Annotated in this window: 20 protein-coding genes and 1 pseudogene; 4 read left to right on the top strand and 17 right to left on the bottom strand. The window is 35.2% G+C overall.

Annotated features, from left to right (window positions below; genetic code table 11):
• Window positions 1–2 precede the first annotated feature (2 nt).
• The 6 genes and pseudogenes from argJ to PHD84_05810 all read right to left on the bottom strand — a co-directional run bounded on the left by argJ (window position 3) and on the right by PHD84_05810 (window position 7,623).
• Window positions 3–1,235 carry a bifunctional glutamate N-acetyltransferase/amino-acid acetyltransferase ArgJ gene (argJ, locus tag PHD84_05785; protein ID MDD5637306.1) on the bottom strand — a complete coding sequence of 411 codons (1,233 nt, stop codon included), beginning with the start codon at window positions 1,233–1,235 and terminating at the stop codon, window positions 3–5.
• 75 nt (window positions 1,236–1,310) lie between these two features.
• Window positions 1,311–2,381 carry an N-acetyl-gamma-glutamyl-phosphate reductase gene (gene argC / locus PHD84_05790; protein MDD5637307.1) on the bottom strand — a complete coding sequence of 357 codons (1,071 nt, stop codon included), beginning with the start codon at window positions 2,379–2,381 and terminating at the stop codon, window positions 1,311–1,313.
• Window positions 2,382–2,950: 569 nt separating this feature from the next.
• Entirely contained in the window at window positions 2,951–4,675 is a 1,725-nt protein-coding gene (locus tag PHD84_05795) for an alkaline phosphatase family protein (protein MDD5637308.1), read from the bottom strand.
• 100 nt (window positions 4,676–4,775) lie between these two features.
• Window positions 4,776–5,318, bottom strand: a complete 543-nt coding sequence (locus tag PHD84_05800) for a LemA family protein (protein MDD5637309.1) — start codon at window positions 5,316–5,318, stop codon at window positions 4,776–4,778.
• A gap of 42 nt (window positions 5,319–5,360) precedes the next feature.
• Window positions 5,361–7,175 (bottom strand): DUF2207 domain-containing protein, encoded by a 1,815-nt coding sequence (locus tag PHD84_05805; GenBank protein MDD5637310.1) that lies wholly within the window; start codon window positions 7,173–7,175, stop codon window positions 5,361–5,363.
• Between the two features lie 256 nt (window positions 7,176–7,431).
• Window positions 7,432–7,623: pseudogene (locus tag PHD84_05810) on the bottom strand (DNA protection protein DPS).
• Window positions 7,624–7,795: 172 nt separating this feature from the next.
• On the opposite strand from PHD84_05810, the gene PHD84_05815 reads away from it, so the two are divergent.
• A complete protein-coding gene (locus PHD84_05815) occupies window positions 7,796–8,707 on the top strand; it encodes a type II CAAX endopeptidase family protein (GenBank protein MDD5637311.1) in 912 nt (303 codons plus the stop codon).
• A 76-nt stretch (window positions 8,708–8,783) separates the two neighbouring features.
• On the opposite strand, the gene PHD84_05820 is transcribed toward PHD84_05815, so the two are convergent.
• The 8 genes from PHD84_05820 to PHD84_05855 form a co-directional block, all read right to left on the bottom strand.
• Window positions 8,784–8,978 carry a YHS domain-containing protein gene (locus PHD84_05820; GenBank protein MDD5637312.1) on the bottom strand — a complete coding sequence of 65 codons (195 nt, stop codon included), beginning with the start codon at window positions 8,976–8,978 and terminating at the stop codon, window positions 8,784–8,786.
• Window positions 8,979–8,999: 21 nt separating this feature from the next.
• Window positions 9,000–9,620: an iron-sulfur cluster assembly scaffold protein gene (locus tag PHD84_05825; protein ID MDD5637313.1), complete on the bottom strand. Its 621-nt coding sequence runs from the start codon at window positions 9,618–9,620 to the stop codon at window positions 9,000–9,002.
• The gene (locus PHD84_05830; protein MDD5637314.1) at window positions 9,613–10,812 is read right to left on the bottom strand and encodes an aminotransferase class V-fold PLP-dependent enzyme; all 1,200 of its coding nucleotides are present in this window, start codon (window positions 10,810–10,812) and stop codon (window positions 9,613–9,615) included. The genes PHD84_05825 and PHD84_05830 overlap by 8 nt, the downstream gene beginning before the upstream one ends.
• A 154-nt stretch (window positions 10,813–10,966) precedes the next feature.
• Complete coding sequence (locus PHD84_05835; protein ID MDD5637315.1) at window positions 10,967–11,443, bottom strand: RrF2 family transcriptional regulator; 477 nt, start codon at window positions 11,441–11,443, stop codon at window positions 10,967–10,969.
• Window positions 11,444–11,542: 99 nt separating this feature from the next.
• A complete protein-coding gene (locus tag PHD84_05840) occupies window positions 11,543–12,640 on the bottom strand; it encodes an ATP-dependent 6-phosphofructokinase (protein ID MDD5637316.1) in 1,098 nt (365 codons plus the stop codon).
• A gap of 144 nt (window positions 12,641–12,784) precedes the next feature.
• Complete coding sequence (locus tag PHD84_05845) at window positions 12,785–13,474, bottom strand: EFR1 family ferrodoxin (protein ID MDD5637317.1); 690 nt, start codon at window positions 13,472–13,474, stop codon at window positions 12,785–12,787.
• Window positions 13,475–13,491: 17 nt separating this feature from the next.
• On the bottom strand, window positions 13,492–13,647 hold the full coding sequence (locus tag PHD84_05850) for a hypothetical protein (GenBank protein ID MDD5637318.1): 156 nt from the start codon (window positions 13,645–13,647) through the stop codon (window positions 13,492–13,494).
• Between the two features lie 223 nt (window positions 13,648–13,870).
• Entirely contained in the window at window positions 13,871–14,581 is a 711-nt protein-coding gene (locus PHD84_05855) for a diphthine--ammonia ligase (protein MDD5637319.1), read from the bottom strand.
• 313 nt (window positions 14,582–14,894) lie between these two features.
• Between PHD84_05855 and PHD84_05860 the strand changes: the two genes are divergently transcribed.
• Window positions 14,895–15,245 (top strand): GIY-YIG nuclease family protein, encoded by a 351-nt coding sequence (locus PHD84_05860; GenBank protein MDD5637320.1) that lies wholly within the window; start codon window positions 14,895–14,897, stop codon window positions 15,243–15,245.
• Window positions 15,246–15,256: 11 nt separating this feature from the next.
• Here PHD84_05860 and rsgA (PHD84_05865) read toward each other — a convergent pair whose 3' ends face one another.
• Together rsgA (PHD84_05865) and rsgA (PHD84_05870) are read right to left on the bottom strand one after the other, a co-directional pair.
• The gene (rsgA, locus tag PHD84_05865; GenBank protein MDD5637321.1) at window positions 15,257–15,823 is read right to left on the bottom strand and encodes a ribosome small subunit-dependent GTPase A; all 567 of its coding nucleotides are present in this window, start codon (window positions 15,821–15,823) and stop codon (window positions 15,257–15,259) included.
• 29 nt (window positions 15,824–15,852) lie between these two features.
• Complete coding sequence (gene rsgA / locus PHD84_05870; protein MDD5637322.1) at window positions 15,853–16,329, bottom strand: GTPase RsgA; 477 nt, start codon at window positions 16,327–16,329, stop codon at window positions 15,853–15,855.
• 550 nt (window positions 16,330–16,879) lie between these two features.
• Here rsgA (PHD84_05870) and PHD84_05875 point away from each other — a divergent pair.
• Window positions 16,880–17,284 (top strand): hypothetical protein, encoded by a 405-nt coding sequence (locus PHD84_05875; GenBank protein ID MDD5637323.1) that lies wholly within the window; start codon window positions 16,880–16,882, stop codon window positions 17,282–17,284.
• 309 nt (window positions 17,285–17,593) lie between these two features.
• On the opposite strand, the gene PHD84_05880 is transcribed toward PHD84_05875, so the two are convergent.
• Window positions 17,594–18,352 carry a transposase gene (locus tag PHD84_05880; protein MDD5637324.1) on the bottom strand — a complete coding sequence of 253 codons (759 nt, stop codon included), beginning with the start codon at window positions 18,350–18,352 and terminating at the stop codon, window positions 17,594–17,596.
• Window positions 18,353–18,771: 419 nt separating this feature from the next.
• Between PHD84_05880 and PHD84_05885 the strand changes: the two genes are divergently transcribed.
• The gene (locus PHD84_05885) at window positions 18,772–20,082 is read left to right on the top strand and encodes a substrate-binding domain-containing protein (GenBank protein MDD5637325.1); all 1,311 of its coding nucleotides are present in this window, start codon (window positions 18,772–18,774) and stop codon (window positions 20,080–20,082) included.
• Window positions 20,083–20,106: the final 24 nt, after the last annotated feature.

A 20,106-nucleotide genomic window follows, 5' to 3' on the forward strand; every position in this document is an offset into this window, starting at 1 on the left:
GTCTAATTATATTTAGTATTAATGTCAATGTAGCCGTAAGTAAGGTCACATCCCCATGCTGTTGCTTTTCCTTCACCAATCTTTAAATCAATCACTATTTTAATTTCAGGGGATTCTTCGAGATATTTTCGAACAATTTCTTTGGAAAATAAGAGTGGTTGTCCATCTGAAACTATCTTTTCTTTTAGATAGAGATCTACTTTTTGTATCTCTATTTCTACTCCGGAATAGCCCACAGCTGCTAAAATCCTGCCCCAATTAGGATCATGTCCAAAGATGGCAGTTTTTACCAGAAGAGAATTTATAACAGCCTTGGCAGCTATCTCCGCATCACTACGAGACAGGGCATGTTGTACCTCTACCTCAACCAGTTTAGTTGCTCCCTCTCCATCTCGCACAATTTCCTTAGCTAAATACTCTGCAATCAGGTATAGTGCTGTAATAAAACGGTCATAATCTTCATTCTTGGCAGTGATTAATGAATTCCCCGCCAATCCATTAGCTAACAGTAAAACCATGTCGTTGGTACTGGTATCACCATCTACACTGATCATATTAAAGGTTTTAGCTATAACTTCAACCAAAGCTTCCTGTAACAGATTACTTTCTATGGCTATATCAGTGGTAATAAAACCCAGCATGGTAGCCATGTCAGGATGAATCATACCTGAACCTTTTGCCATTCCCCCTATCCTAATTTCCTTACCTCTTAAATCAAAACTAACTGCTATCTCCTTTTTCCTGGTATCTGTGGTTAATATTGCCTCTGCCGCCTCAGTTCCTCCCGCAACACTTAACTTCTTTACTGCCTCTTGGATTCCTTGTTTTATCTTCTCTAGAGGAAGAAACTCTCCGATCTTCCCGGTTGAGGTTACAGCAACATTTTCTGGTTTAACCTTTAAATATTGAGATACATAATCAACAGTATCCCGGGCGTCCTGTAATCCCTTCTCTCCGGTACAGGCATTGGCAATCCCGCTGTTTACCACAATTGCCTGTATTTTACCACCGGAACGTGCCAGATTATCTTTAGTAATCCATAAAGGTGCTGCTTTAAATTGATTTTTAGTATATACTGCACCAGCACTGGCAATCTTTTCTGAATAGACTAATGCTAAGTCTTTTCTCTTTACTCTGATACCACAGTTTATGCCGGCAGCCTTTAATCCTTTAGGGTAGGTTATACCATGCCCCTTTATTATCTTTATCTCGCTTTCCTGAAAACTAATGCTCATTCTTCTACTCCTTTCCCTTTTTTATACCTCACAAAATCTGTTTAGACTGTTAATTCTAATTCTCTAAAATTAAAGCTAAACAAGCCCCATTTCTTCCGGTAAATTAAACATAATATTCATATTCTCAACCGCTTGTCCGGAGGCTCCTTTGGTAAGATTATCCAGAGCTGAAATTATCTTGATTTTACCCACTCTCCGGTCTAGGGCAAAACCTATATCACAATAATTGGTTAATTGCACAAAACGAATTTCCGGTAAATCAGGTGGATTAAATATTCTGACAAATGGCGCATCCTGATAAAAATTCTGATATAAATCCACAATGTCTTTCTCATTATATGGGCCAAGTAAGTTTAGATAACAGGTAGATAAAATTCCCCTGCTAATCGGAAGGAGATGTGGTGTAAAGGATATTACAATCTCTTCATATCTATCCTGTTTCCCCTTTCCCTGATAGGAGTTATACCAGAAAGATAATTCCTGTTCAATTTCAGGAATATGATTATGCTTGACACATTTATAGGCTTTAAAGCTTTCATTGCACTCAGAAAAATGTAAACCTAAGGAGAGCTTTCTGCCGGCACCACTGGTACCTGATTTGGCATCAATGATTATATTATTCGATTCCACCAGATGATTAGCCAATAAAGGAACTATACCTAATATGGCACTGGTGGGATAGCATCCCGGATTGGCTACTAAAGTAGCTTTCCGTATCTCCTTCTTGTATAATTCCGGCAATCCGTATACTGCTTCCTTCAATAATTCTCTGCTTTTTTCGTTATGCTCTTTTTGATACCAGTTAGCGTAATTATCAGCATCTCTGAGACGAAAATCAGCGCTGAGGTCAACAACTTTTACCTCCCCCCTGGCAAATATGTCCGGAATAATATTAAGAGAAATGGTATGAGGTAAAGCAGTAAATACCAGGTCCGAATCCTGTACTATTTTATCTATATCCAGCTCAATAAGCTTTTTATCCAATTGATTGATAAATTCCGGATAGACATCACAGATATTCTGGCCTACATAGCTGGCTGAGACTAAATGCATCAACTCTATCTGAGGATGTCTCAATAATATTCTGACTAACTCCTTGCCGGAATAACCGGTTGCCCCAACAATGCTAACTCTTATTTTCCCCATTTTAATCTCCTCCCTTATCAAAGAATAAAAAATCTCGTCCCGAATAATTTATAGATTATTATCCTGAAGGGACGAGATATAAGTTTAAGCTCTCGCGGTGCCACCCACCTTGAATAAGTTATTTACCAAAACCAAACCTTAATTCGAGTAACCTCAATTATTAATAAAAAATCTCGTCCCCCTTGAATATCTCTGTTGGAGATAATCTTTAAGGACGAGAGTAAATCTCGCGGTGCCACCTGGAATTGGATAAATAACTTATCCCACTCATTATCGGTTTTTTACAGGTAACCAACCTTTTCATCATAAGGTTTTCTTTTCAGTTCACCTGAGCTAAGATATTTTCACCGAATCTATCTCTCTCTTAAAGCTCTGGTCAAGCTTACTTCTACCAAGGAAACAATGTTTATTTTAAGCATAATAATAAAGGAATAATCAGCTTCTGTCAAATATTTTTTAAAATATTTTTTTTCTTGTTATTGATACAGAAAAGATGCTAATTCTTTTATGCCTTATAGGTATTAAATAATAAATCTTGGGAGTAGTAACTATGCTTCCTTGCTACCAAACTACCACTGAAGGGTAAAGCCAAAACGATTGGGTATCTGCCAGTTAAAGGAGAGTTGGTCATTTATTCGGTAAATAATTTCTTTCCGATTTTCCTGCCAATCTTTCAGATTATTGAAATTAACCTGTCCACCATAATTAAATTGAATTTTTCCAAAGTCCATCTGTAAACGAGCATTTAAAAAGGGTTCAAAATTATTCTCTTCATACTGATACTGTAATCCTGCACCGGTCCATAATCTGATGACATAGGAGCTGTATACATCATATTCAAACCAGCCTTTATAAATATCCTGTTCATAACGTAGGGCAAAATTCCAGCGATAAGCCGGAGAAAGCGATACTTCAAAACCAGGTGAATATTCCTCACTAACACTGCCCCAGAAAGAAAAGGTATTACTTTCTCTTTTCGGTTCAATATTAGCAAAGCTTAGGGCTGGAATACTGGCAAAGAGGGTATGTAGCCACATTTCCTCCCGCTCATAAAGATGCTCCAGTTCTTTCCCCCTCAGTAATATTGGTACTAATAGATCTGTATCAGTTACTCCATGGTGATTAGCTGAATATCTTAATTTGGTATGAATAATTTTAGGTGGATTTACTACTATAACAAGGTCTCCGGCATTTTTATTAGAAAGAAGCCTGAAAATATTTGGTGGGACTCCAGGAAATTTACTATTACTGGTTAGAGAGAGCCATTCTGAATCAGTTAACCATTCGCCCTGGTAACCATTTTTATAATAATTAAAAAAGTCCTCTCCTTTAAAAAGGTATCTTATTTGACCTTCTGTATTTTCTTCGAAAATTACTTTGCTGGAAACTGAATATCCTGTTACCCGACCTGGATTCTCATTCTCCTGATAAAAAGCCAAATCAATTTCAGTTTCCTGAACAATCTTTTGAGCATAGTACTCCTTTAAGTTCACATCTTTTAGATATATATTGGGAAAAAGAAAGGCGTTTAGCCCTTCCCCTACAACTCTTTTAATTTCTGGAACATGGTTAATATTTATCTCATTATCAAAGGACATCCCGTGATCACAATATAGAATCAGATTAATCTCTTCCATATTCAGTCTTTTTAACAATTTACCAAAATAACTGTCAAATCTTTTTATGCTGTCAAGATATATCTTTTCACTCAGAGCATGCCCGGTAGCATCAGTAGCAAACCAGATTAGCTCAATTACCCCATAGGTTGCTAAAAGTTGGGGAACATTGACCATTGGTAAAAACATAAATGTATCTAGCCAGGGAATTCCATAAATAAAGCTGGCTCTTGCCCTGCGGGGAAGAGAAGAAAATAAATGAGAAAAAGTTTTTAAATCTGATACCACTCTCTCTTTCTCCCGATCATAATAACCCCAGCCAACGCTTTCTCCTGTTTCATTTCCCAGACCTTCTTTCAGTCGGGGGTAAATGGTCTCTGTTCCACCTGGAAATAGACTTAAACCATACTGAATCATATGTCCGTTTTCAAATACAGCTTTTACATTGGGTAGATATCCATCTTCCATATATTGAAAGAAATAACGAGAGGGAATGGCATCCAGATGAATGATAAGAAATTTTGGTGTTGCCTCACTGTAAACAACTGAAGGAAGAAAGAAAAACAATACCATAAAGAAAATAAAGAAACAGGAACAGATTCTCTCGTGAATTCGTAAAAAAAATACCTGTCCCTGTTTATATTTCTGCATCTGCTTTGGTATTGCTGAAAAAAACATCTAATTCTCTTTTGTTTTGATTTGATAAGATTTTTAAAAATCTTATCTATTCTAACTAATAAAATATCTTTTTGTCAAATATTAACAATATTTTATTTTATTAAAACTTAACCTCCACATTCTCTCTGCTTTCTCCCTCTGCTTCAAAGTAAGAACGACTTTTAAACCCAAAGAGATTGGCAATAATTGATGCTGGCACTTTAACAATGCTTATATTGTATTTCATAGCTGTATCATTGTAAAATTGCCTTGAAAATCCAATCTTGTCTTCAGTTTCCTTTAATTGTTTTTGTAAATCCAGAAAGCTAGTATTGGCTTTTAAATCAGGATAGCTTTCTGCCACTGCAAATAACCTACCTAAGACTCCTGCTAATTGTGAATTTGCCTCCATTTTTTCGTCAGGAGTTTGGGCAGACATGTATTTGGTTCTCGCTTCAGTCACTTTTTCCAGTGTTTCTTTCTCATGTTGAGCATACCCTTTGACCGTATTTACTAAATTGGGTATCAGGTCAAATCTTCTTTTAAGTTGGACATCAATCTGAGCCCAGGCGTTATCCACTCTTGCTCTTAAGGAAACCAGACTATTATATGTTACCACAACCCACATAGCGATAAGTACTAAAAAGATTAAAATAAAATTCATATGATTACTCCTTTTTTTAAATTTATGATAAAAAATTGTGCCTCAGAAGGCGCCGGCTCCACCGCCACCTCCTCCTCTTCCACCTCCAGAGGAGAATCCTCCACCGGAACCGGTGGAGGGCTTAACCTGAACAAAAGCACTGCTGAATGCTCTATCAAAAGAACGGAAAGTGGCTGCATTTAATTGCCCATTCTGGCTGGTCATATGATAAAGTAGAGCAGAATTCCTCATATTGATGTCTTGATTAGCCAGCACCGGTCTTAATTTGGCAATTACTTTTTCGGCAATACCCAGAGATATGGCATAGACTAAATAATGTTCCCAGACCACCAGAGAAGGTATCTCGTAATCTTTCATATTACTGAAATGCAGCAAAAACCTCTTAAAAGCCATCCACTTATTATATTCATTAACTCCAGTCTGGGTCTTTTTTCTAATCATTGCCCCATAAATAATCAATCCTACCCCTGTTATACCAACTGCAAACAACAGCGGTATCAATATATACCAGGGCATCCCTAATAATATAGCTATTAACATTAATACCAAAACAAAAACCAATTCACCCAGGACTATCTTTACAGCAGCCTTTAATCCTGGTTTTGATTCATTAAAATAATTATACTTTTTAAATTCATCTTTCACGGTTTTCTGCCACTGGATATACTGATTATAAAAAGAGCCCTGGGTCCAGGAGGATTTGGCAGTTGATTTAGCATAACCTTCAATTTCTTGCAAAGAAATTGATTCTCCGTTTCCAATAGTATAAAAAAGCCAGACAATTAGGTTCTCTTCATGCTGCTTGAGAGAATCTGTCTCTTTTTTTAATAGTCTAAAGCGATAATCCTTCTTCCTTCCAACCGTTTCTTCTTCAATTTTTAAATAACCCTTTCTGGCCAGATCCATTAAGGTAGCCATTATATCTTTGTTAGTGGCCCCCTGGATACTCATCAATTGGCTTACAACTGCCGGAGTAATATCCTCCGGTAATTCCCGATAATAATCTAACTGCATTTCCGGTTTTAGTTCTCGGTCATATTTAAAATAAAGCCGGATAACCATTATAATATTTAAAATAATAATTAATGGTATAAACACCAAGCCTAAAATAATTAAATTTTGCTGCCACTCAGAACCTTTAGCCCAGTTTAATTCCTCCTCCATAATTTTTTCCAACCGTTCTTCATTAATTACTCTGCGGGCATTGGGAACTAAGGCAATAGGAAAGAGAATTCTGGCTTCCATCATTTCACCGGATGGGAAACCATCTACTTTATAGAGCACAACTCCCTGATCTTCGATTGATACCTGACCATGGGAGGGTCCGTGACCAAAAACTCTGAACTCATCTTTAAAAACAGTTCTATTGGGGAAAAAAACCTCAATTTTTAATCGGTCAATGGGTGAGGCATTGGTATAGTCAAAAAAATTCCAGTAAAACTCAGCAATATCATTATATTTTGTTATTACATTCTTTAGTTGATATTCTAACAGAAAGGATTTTCTTTCATTGAAAGACTGATCATAAATACGAAAGGCAATCATTCCGTCTTCGATTTCCTGGGTTGTTTCTAAAGTTCTTTTTTGAGGGGAATATTGAGAGGCATTAAAATATTCTAATCCATCTGAACCCTTAAGTCCTATACTTCTAATAATACCATTAAAATTTCCGCTAAATTCATAAGTAAATATTTCGCTGACTCGGGCATCTCCATTTTCTAGAATCTGAACTTGCGCCTGGTAATCAGTAATCTGAAAACTACGTTCTTGCGCAAATAAGACTAGAGAATACAATAAAAAGAAAAATAGTAAAATTAAAAAGATTAAACCACTTTTATAATGAATTTTATTATTCAAACTTTTTCTTTTTCTCTCCTCATCTTATAAAAAATAGTTTAATTAATATTACCGCAACATTCCATAAAGTTAGTTTTATGCTTTAATATAAATAAAAGTATAATTGTATAAAATAATTATACTATAAATAATAGAAAAAAAAGAAAAAAATTAGGGTATCAAGTATTATAATATTTGCTATAAATGATGCCCCTAATTTAATTACTCAAGTATTTATATTTAAATATTTAGCTTCCTATATTTTAAAAGTATACATTTATCTTAAAAACTTTGATACAAAAGGAGATGTTTCACCACGTCGCAAAAAGTGACCCGAGGACCCTTCTCCTAAGAACTCAGAAAACCAAGATTCATGTTCAATTTCATCATTAAAAATAGCCAGGGCTAAATCATAAGTACGCTGATCCTTCCCCGCAGTCATATTACAAATCTGGGTATAACCTTGAATTCTCAACATTTTTTAAACTTTTCAAATTTTATGACTTAACAATGATAATTACTAACATTTTATTTGAATGAGTTAGTAATCTATCCTATAATTTTTACTATGGAAAAGAATCGAACTAAAGACTTTTTAATGGCTGAAGAATAATCTTTTTGCCGGGTGAGGAATAATTTTAATGAATAAAAAAACGAAGAAAGCAATTATTTTCATTGGATTAACCTTATCCTTGAGTTATCTTTTGGTATTTATTTATTTTTCTCTGGGTGGCAAATGGATTATGCCTGGTTCACTCATCATAGCAACGACATATATGTTTATCCCTATGCTGGCGGCTATCATTGTTCAGAAGGTTATGTATAAAGAAAGCATTAAAGAACCACTAGGTATATCCTTCAAATTGAATCGGTGGTTTTTTATAGCATGGCTGCTCCCGATTATTATAGCTTTTATGGCCCTGGGAATTAGTTTGTTTTTACCTACCGTGGAATATTCTCCGGAACTGGCCGGTTTTTATGAAAACTTGGAATCTACTCTTAGCCCTGAACAGATAGAAAAGATGAAAGCTCAAGCTGCAGCATTTCCGGTTCACCCTTTATGGATTGCAGTATTGCAGGCACTTATAGCTGGGATTACCATTAATGCAGTAGCTGGATTTGGAGAAGAACTGGGCTGGAGAGGATTACTGCAAAAAGAATTAGCTCATCTGGGATTCTGGAAATCCTCCATTTGTATTGGCCTGATTTGGGGACTATGGCATGCACCCCTTATACTGCAGGGACATAATTACCCCAGCCATCCCCAAATCGGTGTTATAATGATGGTTATCTTTATACTGCTTCTTTCACCAATCCTCAGCTATATACGCTTAAAGGCAAAATCGGTTATAGCAGCAGCTATCCTTCACGGTTCTCTTAATGCAACTTTTGGTATACCGTTAATGGTCATTAAGGGAGGGAATGACCTGACAGTAGGCATAACCGGATTGGCTGGTTTTGTCGCCCTTGCCCTTGCCAATTTAGGACTTTTGATTTATGACCGGTATTTTTCCCTGGAAAAAATTATGAACAATAAATCCGTTAAAATATAATTAAAAATAAATCAGGATTGGGCTTTGAAATAAGTATTAAGTTAATTCAGTTCAGACCCAATCCTAATTCTTTTCACTAACAGGGTCCATATGGTGGTGGTTCTTTTCTTTCTTTTCTTCCGGATGGTTCTTTTAGGTACTTTTCAGGATTTTCGTTAAAATCCATTTTGCATCCGGGAGCACAGAAATAATAAGTTTTGCCCTTGTATTCACTTTTATACTTGCAAGTCTTTTCATCAACTTCCATATTGCAAACCGGATCAACAGCCATATTCTCACCTTCTTTATTAAATTATTTTTTGTTTTCTCCAAAATGTTCTTTCTTGTATTTATCCAGAAGTCTTAAAATATCTTCTTTACATTGCCCACATGCCGTTCCCGCTTTAGTTCTTTCCTGTAAATCCAGATAAGTCCGGGCACCATCTAATACCGCTTCTTCGATTTCTTCATCAGTAACATTCATACATTTGCATACTATACCTGCTTCTGCCTCTGTAATTTTATCTTCCATGCCATTTCGTCTATAATAGTCATTAATAGCAGCTCTTAGGGCTTTATCACCCAGTACTGAACAGTGTATTTTATGTACCGGTAATCCGCCTAATTCTTTCGCAATATCTTTAGGAGAAATTTGATATGCCTGTTCCAGGGTCATTCCTTTTACCATCTCTGATAAGATAGAAGTGCTGGCAATAGCACTGGCACAACCATAAGTCTTCCATTTGCAATCTGTTATAATACCTTTTTTCTTATCTACCTTAATCACTATAAGCATCTGATCTCCGCATTTCATATTACCTACTATGCCTTTGCCGTCATCCTGGTAAGAATCCTCATTTTTAAGGATATTACGAGGATTTATAAAGTGTTCTTTTAGTTTCTCAGAATAAACCCAGTCTATTCTCTCATTCATTTTTTATGCCTCCCGCCTCAACTGTAGACATGCTTCTTATTCTCTTTATGATACCCGGTAATACTCCAATCATATAATCAATATCCTCCTCAGTAGTATCTCTACCCATACTTATCCTGATAGATCCATGGGCATATTCTATAGGAATACCTATTGCCATCAATACATGTGATGGATCCAGTGAACCCGAGGCACAAGCTGAACCGGTGGAAACTGCTATCCCCGCCAGATCAAGATAAAGCAATATTGATTCGCCTTCTGCTCCGGGAAAAGAAATATTTAAAGTATTAGCCAGACAATCTTCTGGATGACCATTAAAGTAAACATGCTCAATTTTATTCATTAATCCTTCTTTTAGCTTTTCTTTAAATAGCAACAGTCTCTCATGTTCAGAGGACATTTCTTCTTTGCACATCTCTATTGCCTTACCAAATCCTACTATACCTAAAGTATTTTCCGTTCCAGCTCGACGACCGCTTTCCTGATGTCCTCCTCTTATTAAAGGACAAAATGGTGTATCTTTACGTATATATAAAGCACCAATACCTTTGGGTCCATAAATTTTATGAGCAGAGAGAGTTAAAAAGTCTACTTCTAAGTCACTGACACTAATCGGGATCTTCCCAACTGCCTGAACAGCATCTGTATGGATCAGGCTTCCATATTGATGTACAAACTTAGTAATTTTATTAATATCCTGGATAGTTCCTATTTCATTATTGGCAGTCATAATAGATACCAGGGCTGGTCCTTTTTTTAGCTCTTGTTTCAGCTCTTCTATACTAATCTTTCCATATTTATCTACATTAAGATACTTTACCTCTATATTTCTATCTGACAAGCACTTTACAGTCTCCAGTATACAAGGATGTTCAATAACCGAAGTAATGATTTTATTAAATTTGATTGCCTCAGAACAATTACATTGTCTGGAGGGACATGCTAAAATAGAAAGAACTGTATTATTTGCTTCTGACCCTGAACCGGTAAAAATAATTTCCTCCGGTTTGCTCCCAATAAAAGAAGCTACTACTTCCCTTGCCTCTTTCATCATTACCCTGGCAGCCCGTCCAAATTGATGCATGCTGGAAGGATTGCCAAATACCTCCATTGCTCTAATCATCTCTTCTTTTACCTGCGGATGCAATGGTGTAGTAGCATTATTATCCATATACACTCTTCGCATAACCATTTAATTATTCTCCTCAAGGCTATTTTTAAAATTAAAGTTAGTAGGGAACTCTCCCCCTATCAACTCTTAAAAATCCTGACTTCTTTTTTCTCATTAAGCATTAAGGCTGTTAAATTCTATTGAGGAACTATTTCTCAACAACGCAAGTAAATAGTCAAATAGGTAAATTATCATATTTTTCCAACTGTTCTTCGCTTCTTTTCTCTTTAGCACGCTGTTGCTTTAATTCTTTTGAACCTAATAAATCTTTTAAGGTAACTGAATCAAGGGTTTCAGATATTTTTTCGTAAAGCGTTCCCCAGATATCCCGAGCCAGACAATCGTTAACTCTTGAACAAATGGAGGGATTTGTTACACATTCAACCGGGCTTAAATTTCCCTCTAAGGTGCAAACTATGTCTTTTATAGTTATCTGAGCAGGAGATTTGGTTAAATGATATCCACCGTGTGCACCTCGTAAAGAATATATTAGCCCGCTTGCTCTTAGTGGGATAACCAGGTGACTCAGATATTTCTCAGAAATTTCTTCCTCCTGAGCAATGTCCTTTAAAAAAACGGGACCTTTACTGTAATTCAAAGCTAACTTCAACATTAATCTCGTCCCATATCGGGAACGCGTAGATAGTCTCATAAAGTTTACACTCCTATATCACTACTAATACTATTCTTTTCGTAGTAATTAATAATATAATGAAAAATCATTTTTGTCAATAATCTTAATCAGGGTTTTTTAATTTCCAAAGCATACCCCTATTTCTCGGCCTGACTTGATAAGCTCATGATCAGTCGGAACTAAACGGGGACCCGTAGCAACCTCTTCTAAGGGGAAATCTTTTAAATGATCACCTTGTACACTTACCATTTTCCCATAATTTTCCCCTACAATCAGGTCAACTGCTTTGGAACCTAAACGAGTTGCCAGAATACGATCAAAGGGTGTTGGAGTACCTCCGCGCTGTAAATGCCCCATAACTACAGAACGAGTTTCCAAATCAATCATTTTTCCCAGCTGCTCACCTAAAATAAAACTAATTCCGCCTAAACGAACCTGATCAGCGCTATCTTTCACTACTCTTTTTACCACAACTTCTCCCCCCACCGGTTTGGCTCCTTCTGCCACGACAATAATGCTGAAATGACGTCCCGTATCTCTTCTCTTATTAATATATTCTATAATCTTATCAACCTGATAAGGAATTTCCGGGATTAGAATTATATCTCCCCCTCCCGCTATTCCGGAATGAAGGGCAATCCAACCTGCTTTACGACCCATAACTTCAATCATCATAATACGATGATGAGATTGGGCAGTAGTATGAATACGGTCTATTCCCTCTGTAGCAATGGAAACCGCTGTATCAAATCCAAAAGTAATATCGGTGCCTTTGATATCATTGTCAATGGTCTTGGGCACTCCTACAATTGGCACTCCTTCCTGATAAAAACGATGGGAAATCCACAGTGTACCGTCACCACCAATACAGACCAGGCATTCAATTTTTAAAGCATTGATATTTTTTAAAACATCCCTGGAACGATCTTCATATATAAGTTTATTATCTTTCTTAATTGCATATTGGAAAGGATTAGCTTTATTGGTTGTTCCCAGTATGGTGCCTCCTAAAGTAAGAATCCCGGAAACATCATCATAGTTCAAGGCTCGATATTGATTATGAATTAATCCTTCATATCCGTCTTTTATCCCGATAACCTCCATATCATATTCCAGAATTGCCTTCTTGGTAATCGCTCGAATCACTGCATTAATACCCGGACAATCTCCTCCTCCGGTAAGGATAGCGATTCTTCTTTTTTTATCTTTATTCATAAAATTATCCTCATCTCTTTTTCTTAATGTTTATTTTCAAACTGAGATTTTTAATTGCTTTTTATTTAGATTCTTTTTTATGTTATTTGTAAAATCATTAACATCAACCAATTTACTTCAAATGCATCAAAGCCTAAAATTATATTAACCAGCTTTCTCATTCTTTTGTAGAGCAATATCTTTTACTTTTACATAAGGATGAGAATATCTGCCTGATGTTGCTGTAAATGATTTAACACCTGGAATGCTATTGATTTGTACAGCTTTAACTGGACAAAAGTTAATACAGGCATAGCACATATAACAGAATACATTCTTTTGCCATACCGGTCTTTTATCCCTCATCTTTATTTTTTGTGCTAAGCATATTTCCTCGCAGATACCACACCCTGTGCATTTATCATCTGTGTAGAAATAATTTACTCCTCCTATATACTCAGAAAAGGCCATTCCCCAGAGGACAGCCTTTTCTAAAAGATAATTAATAAGAGGATGGTAGGAAAAACCAATAGTATATTCTATGTCCTTTTCCCTACTAATCCTTTTGTTAACTATGATATTCTTAATTGAATTCAATCTTTTTTGCACAATCGTTTCTAATCTGACAATTTCATCGTCATCAGGATCTTGATAAGATTCATTCTTCGGATCATTCAAACCCATAGTAAGAATAAAATGGGCACGCAATTGTTTTTTCTTTCTGGCTAATAATTTATCCATCAGTTCAAATCCCCTGAAAAAAGTAGAACCACACGTAGCAATGGCAAAAATATATTCTGCAGTGCTGATATCAACCTTTTTGAGAAATCTTTTCACTGCTATATGAATAGTCAAGCCATGTACCGGGAATACTATCCTATCGCTTCAGCATTAGTTTTAATAATAGCCTTTGTAGGCAATAGCCTTATTATGGGAATTAGGGAGGAATTTGGGATTTTCTTCTGCAATTCTCTTGCCATATATAAGGAATTGCCAGTTCCGGAAAAATAATAAATTTCTGTTTTCATTATCTCCACCTTTATTAATTATTACTAATAAATTAATCCTACTCCTTAAGCTCCTTAAGCTGACACCCTTCCAAAATCACTTCGCCATTAGTTTATATTGGTACTTCTCCTCGATACTCCCAGAAAACAACGCTATTTCTAATTCATCCTGCAGTTATTCCTCCGGTTAAACGAAATTAATTTTTTATCATTAACACCTTAACAACAGTAGGAAGAAAAAATATTATTTGGGGACTTGGATATAATCCTGAATATCTAAAAACCAGTGCGACCAGAAGCCTTCTTTAAAAACTACCTGGCTTTTCTTAATTCTTAGGTCCCCCTTTTTAAAGATGGGTCCACCCAGGACAAAAGTATGATATTCCCCATTTTCACCACAAGGACAAATACCTTTTCTTTTCAATATAGCCAAAAACTCTCTGTCAACTGGTTGACCAATAATATCCTTACTAAATAACGACGCTTGGGCACTTACTACTACCGCTTTAAAGCCCAAATCTATAAATTCTTCCATAACTTTCAAAGTGGTTATACCCCATAAAGGTTCTATTACTTCTATATCTAAATCTTGACCAACTCTTTCTACCCAATTCTTATGTTCCATTAAGTATATATCGCCGAAAACCATCTCTCGACTACCTTTTGATTTCAAAGAAGTTACAGCTTCCTTAAACTCCTGCTCGTAAAGTGCCATATCATCGCTAACCTCCTTTTGGAACAAAGGAATGCCCATCAAATCCGCCTGTATTTGTATTAGCTTTTTGGGAATTCCATGAAAACAGCATCGCTGGAATTTTCTGGAAATCAAATTTAACAGAAATCCTATCTGATACCCTTTATCCATAGCCTTAAAACAAGCCAAACAACTATCTTTCCCTCCACTCCAAGAGGCGATAGTAGTGGCGTTTTTTATCTGACAATTCTTCTTATCCAAAGCACTATCTTTCTTATAAATTATTTAAATCAGCTATAACCTGTAAGCTATATTCTATACTAATATTTTTTTAGCAAATTAATCTGGTTAAGAGTAATACAAAAATAATTTTTATTATACTACCAATATATATTTAATTATAATACACCTTAAAGATCTAATACTAACCTAAGGCAATATATTAATTTTGCTACCTGATGGATCAAATTATGGTATATTTATAATGTTATTCAGGTATAGACCTCTAAGTCCTATACTTTTAGTTGGTAGAAAAATTTTATAATACTTAGCAAAAAAATAAGGGTGATTACTTATGAATAGGAAAAAGGAATTAAAATTGCAATATAAATTGATGAAACCAAAAATGGGTATATTTGCCATACGCTCTAAGGTAAATAAAAAATGTTATATTGAAGCAGCAAAAGACCTAAAAAGCAGAATAAATATGACCAATTTCAAATTAGAACTGGGTAGCCACCCGATAAAGACTCTCCAGGAGGACTGGAAAAAATTTGGCAAAGATAGCTTTTCCCTTGAAATTCTGGAAGAACTAAAATATTACGAAGATGAAGCAAAAACTGATTATCAGGATGAGTTAAGCTTATTGCAATTGATTTGGGCTGAGAAACTGTTACAGGAAAACTATGAGCTTTATGAGAAATAAGCAATTAATTATTATTGCCACTTCTTTTTTCTAAGGTGCTCCTTTAAAATATTTTTATATAATTTACCGGTTTGTTTCTCCTTTTTCCTCTTTTCAAAATAAGACATTTCATAATGAGCAGATTCCTTTTTCATCTTGATATAATTATTATATCTTTCTGGAGAAAGAGTGCCAGCAGCTAAGGCAGCTAATATCGAACATCCTTTTTCTATAGTATGGGTACAATCTTTAAAAAGACACTTCTGAGCTAAATCTGATATTTCCTGGAAAGTTCCACTTATGCCTTTTTGAGAATCTATCAAACCAAGCTCACGCATACCGGGAGTATCAATTATAGTTCCTTTCTGGGAAAGATTAATCAATTGCCGATTGGTGGTAGTATGCTTTCCTTTACCATCTCTCCTTAATTCCTGTGTTTTAAATTTATCTGTTTCTAAAATATGGTTAAGGAGTGTAGTTTTACCTACTCCTGATGAACCAATTAAACAATAAGTTTTCCCCATTTCCAGTAGCTCGGATACCTGAATCAAGTTATACTTATTCAAATTACTGAAAGCTATCACCCTGACTTCTGGCATAATAGAGAGCACATCTGAAATTTTAACCTCTAATTCTGTTTGCGATAATAAATCATTTTACTTAACAGAATAATCGATTGAATATTCCCCTCTTTAACAATGGTTATATAGCGTTCCAGCCGACGGAGGTTGAAATCCTGATCAAGCGATTGAATAATTAAGGCAATATCAATATTGGCAGCTATCAGCTGATAAGCAATTTTTTTGCCAGCCGTTTTCCGCTTTAAGATTGTTCTTCTGGGGATTATCTCATGAATAATAGCTAAATTATTCTGATTAAAAAATTGGGCATATACCCAATCTCCAACGGTGGGATAATCTAATTCTGTTTCAATATTGAACATCAAATTACCTGATAATTCAGCCAGGATCTCCTCAGAATCCTTTTGTACTGAAAAACTGTTTTTATGTACTCCGGAAATTCTCGCAATCTGAAAATCTTTCCGTTTTAACTCTTTAATTTTTGCTATAATCCATTCAGGAGTATTTTGATCTTGTGTATTCATTAATCTTATTCTCGCTTTTAAAAATAATGCTCTTATTACGAGTTGAAATATTTATAAGAGAACATCCATCTATTTTATATTGGTTATGAAGATAAATCAATACAATTATATACCTAAATATGCCTAAACAGATGTGATCTCTTCAATTAAAAATTCAAGTGCGTATATTCATATTTGAATAATTATTGTCTATAGGTAGGGGGTAGGTATTATGGTCTTAGAAAAGAGTAATAGTCAGGATGGTATTTTTTGAAAAAATACAATCAGTACCTAAATTGCTGAAGTAGTAATTGTAGTGGGTGAAATTCATCAGTATTTCTTCTTACACTAAGCTTATAAGTAAACAATAAACCCGCTGATAGCATATCTTTTCCTGATCAGCGGGCTTTTCTAAAAACAGAAATTATCTTAAATGTTTGTTCTTATATTTATATAGTATTAGCAATTACAGGTACTACAGCTATCAGATTCACATTCACACGGATTATAACAGTCTCCACATGGATCGCATGGGTCACATTCCGGTTCGCATGTGTTGCAGGGGTCACAAGTGTTACAAGGGTCACAGGTGTTGCAGGGGTCACAGGTGTTATTTGAAGTGCTAGAACTTGCCGGTATCACTGAGATTGCTATAGTGTCTTCAAATTCACCATCTTCAGTAATAACAGTAATCTCAGCTCCGGGCATTGCTATGGCTTCAACTAATCCATTTTCATCTATTGTTACTTTGTTAATGTCACTTGATTCCCAGAACACCACCGTATTTGTGGCATCTATTGGCTCAATCGTTACGGATAACTGCAGTGTTTGCCCCACCTTTAAAACTTGGTTACCTCCGTTGATTGCCACCCCGGTAACATGTATTACCCTTGAGAGACAACCGCTTAAAAAGAATACTATAACTAAAAAAGCAATTATTAATTTAAATGATTTCTTAATATCCATCTTTATTTAATTTTTCTCCTTAAAAATTAATTAACTCATGTGGGTTTCTCTTAAAAATATACAGATACTCTAATGTATAGGTATTATATTTAATAAATTTGGTAGAAATTTTTACTAATGCCCTCCTCTAAATTAATTCTTATTTAAAGTCTTTCCAAAGAAATTTAATTCGTTATCCTGTCATCTTACCATACTGAAATTATATTTTACTAAATAATCATATTTTATTTTTAATAAAAAATAAATTCCATAATCATAATACAACATTATTCCAGATTAAACAACATAACATAGGGGGACGGTTCTTTTGTGTCATTCACTATATTCTACGAATCATACTAAAACTTAGTCTTGTTAGTCTTTCGATTTGTCTAAGAGATAATCCTCGTTCTTTGCACTTTCTTATAATATCTTTTCTTCTTTCCTTTTCAAAATTTTGTATTTCTAAAGGACTTTTAACCTGTGAAATGCTTTTAATAAAATCTAAAGCCTCAATATCGTGAAGTCTTCCCTTTACCTCATATGATAAACAATGGTCTTTATTCTCAGTTAGATTAAACTCTTTAAACAATATTATGGCTTGTTCCTTATCTGGGGAAAACAGGCCAAGGGCAAAGTTAATATTACAAATCTTTGGTTTTCCAATATATTCACCATAGCTACTCCAGGGATAATCAGATATATTCTTTACTATTCCTGCTGGCAATGGGTTTTGATGAATATAGCGTAGAACTGTCAAAAAATAACGATCTGATTCTACTATTTCGCTTTTATACCTATCTTGAAATAAATGTCCACTGCGGGCATATTTCCAATTATACCAATATACAAAACTTGCTCCTATTCTACGAAAGGCAATTCCTAACTCTTCTTTTATTTCTTTTATCAGAAGATGAATATGATTACTCATAAGGCAATAAGCATAAATTTCATAACCACTTTTTTCTTGGTATTTTTTTAATGTTTTTAATAATTTTTGATAATCTTCATCATCTTCAAATATATTTTGTTTATTAATACTTCTTAAAATAATATGATAAATCCCTGTATTGCTTTTTACTCTTGCTTTTCTTGGCATTGTGATACCCCTGCTGGATATTTTAACACAAATCAGCTCAAAAAGAAACACAAAAGAACCGTCCCCTAGTTAAAGTTTATTGACTTCACTGGTAAAGAATGGTAATATTCTTAGTAGTTTTTTGCAATCTCCCTACTTGAATTATAATTATTATATTAATAATAAATCATTATAATATAATTTACTTAAGGATAATATTGTTTTTGTTTCCGATTTGATAGTGATAAATGGCACTGTCAAACGGTAATACAGGGAAAACTGTATTCGAGGGCATGAATTAGCCACCATGCCTCCCACTTGGAAAGGAAACGTTTCAGAAGGCTGTATTTTTGCAGCTTTTTTTTATAACGCCTTTCTAAGGCGTTTTTTTATTTCTATAACATTTCTTTAATATAACAAAAATTACTTAGGAGGGTAATATGCCAAATTATAGTGATTTTCTACCGGAATTGAAGAGCATGACCTTGTTTCAAAATATTGATGATGAGGCACTGATCTCTCTATTAGAAGTAATGAAACCTGAAATTGTCTACCGTAAAGCTGGTAAATATAGTACACTTCCAATCGATATAGACCAAGGCCTATTCTGTGTAGTCCTTAAGGGAAAATCCCTTGATCAGCTGGAACCTCGCTTAGACATGTATAACATGCCCAAGCCTAACGAACCAGGCATGATGATGGGTGAAATCCCCTGCTTATCCGAAATGAACAAGAGCCGTGCACCAAGAATTAAATTTAAAGGACCTCCCCCTGGTGGACCGAGAAATGAAATATTTGACCTATATTTACTCCGAATGAGCGGTGAAATGATCACTAAATATTATGGTAACAAATACAGCAAGGCACAGGGAATTATGTTACGTAATTTTTTAGGTATACTGGCACAAAAAGTAACTGATGTTCGTAAAGAAAAGTTAGTAGCAGTTTCCACACTTGAAGCAGAACTCGCTCCCTATCGCTTGAATGTTTTATGTGCAGGTGTATCTATGAAGTTAGTTAAAGATACTGTCGAAAAATGGAATAAATTGCATCCTGATCTACCTGCCATCTATGTTCCTGGTGGTTCTGTAGATCTCATACGAGATTGTATCAATGGAAAAGCATGTGATTTATTGATTTCTGCAGATGATACCATTATTCGTTCCATGATGATACCTGAGTATGCTGAAGGTTACCGTATCTGGGCTGGCAACAGGATGGTTGTAATTGGAGAAGATATAAACAGCGACAATTGGGAAGAAAAACTACTGGCAGAAGAGGCAACATTCAAACACAGTAATCCTTATGGTGATCCAGGTGGTTACCGTGCCGTGATGACAATGCTCTTAGCTGACAACTATAAGCCAGGTCTTACAGACAGGTTAATGAACCATCCAGGTCATATAGGGATGGAAAAAGACCCTAATCCATTCCATAATCAAAAAGAGGCAAAATATCTTTTTATGTATGGTTCAGCAGTCAAGATGTTTGGCAAGAACTACGCTGAATTACCTGAAATTATGAACCTTTCTAATCCTGCTTTAGCTGAAGAATATGCAAAAGTCAGTTTTGCAGTGGATGAAAAAAATACTGTAATTGCTACACCCATTGCACACGCTCTAGCCATCCCCAAGACTGCTTTACACAAAAACCCAGCAAAAGAATTTGCCAGGATGTTTTTGGCCATTGACAAGAAAGCTGATGGTTTTATACCCCGAAATGAAATATTTGGTGAAGATCCTATTAAATAATAAGTAAAACAATATAAAATAAGG

The sequence above is a fragment of the Atribacterota bacterium genome (assembly GCA_028717805.1).
In the GTDB taxonomy this organism is placed as follows: Bacteria; Atribacterota; Phoenicimicrobiia; order Phoenicimicrobiales; family Stramentimicrobiaceae; genus Stramentimicrobium.

Coding starts and splice junctions, on each gene's coding strand:
- PHD84_05820 (MDD5637312.1), bottom strand. CDS start 8,978: ATGGCTGTTGATCCGGTTTGCAATATGGAAGTTGATGAAAAGACTTGC.
- PHD84_05840 (MDD5637316.1), bottom strand. CDS start 12,640: ATGAATAAAGATAAAAAAAGAAGAATCGCTATCCTTACCGGAGGAGGA.
- rsgA (MDD5637321.1), bottom strand. CDS start 15,823: ATGCCAGAAGTCAGGGTGATAGCTTTCAGTAATTTGAATAAGTATAAC.
- PHD84_05850 (MDD5637318.1), bottom strand. CDS start 13,647: ATGAAAACAGAAATTTATTATTTTTCCGGAACTGGCAATTCCTTATAT.
- rsgA (MDD5637322.1), bottom strand. CDS start 16,329: ATGAATACACAAGATCAAAATACTCCTGAATGGATTATAGCAAAAATT.
- PHD84_05885 (MDD5637325.1), top strand. CDS start 18,772: ATGCCAAATTATAGTGATTTTCTACCGGAATTGAAGAGCATGACCTTG.
- argJ (MDD5637306.1), bottom strand. CDS start 1,235: ATGAGCATTAGTTTTCAGGAAAGCGAGATAAAGATAATAAAGGGGCAT.
- PHD84_05830 (MDD5637314.1), bottom strand. CDS start 10,812: ATGGTTATGCGAAGAGTGTATATGGATAATAATGCTACTACACCATTG.
- PHD84_05880 (MDD5637324.1), bottom strand. CDS start 18,352: ATGCCAAGAAAAGCAAGAGTAAAAAGCAATACAGGGATTTATCATATT.
- PHD84_05825 (MDD5637313.1), bottom strand. CDS start 9,620: ATGAATGAGAGAATAGACTGGGTTTATTCTGAGAAACTAAAAGAACAC.
- PHD84_05835 (MDD5637315.1), bottom strand. CDS start 11,443: ATGAGACTATCTACGCGTTCCCGATATGGGACGAGATTAATGTTGAAG.
- argC (MDD5637307.1), bottom strand. CDS start 2,381: ATGGGGAAAATAAGAGTTAGCATTGTTGGGGCAACCGGTTATTCCGGC.
- PHD84_05800 (MDD5637309.1), bottom strand. CDS start 5,318: ATGAATTTTATTTTAATCTTTTTAGTACTTATCGCTATGTGGGTTGTG.
- PHD84_05860 (MDD5637320.1), top strand. CDS start 14,895: ATGAATAGGAAAAAGGAATTAAAATTGCAATATAAATTGATGAAACCA.
- PHD84_05795 (MDD5637308.1), bottom strand. CDS start 4,675: ATGTTTTTTTCAGCAATACCAAAGCAGATGCAGAAATATAAACAGGGA.
- PHD84_05815 (MDD5637311.1), top strand. CDS start 7,796: ATGAATAAAAAAACGAAGAAAGCAATTATTTTCATTGGATTAACCTTA.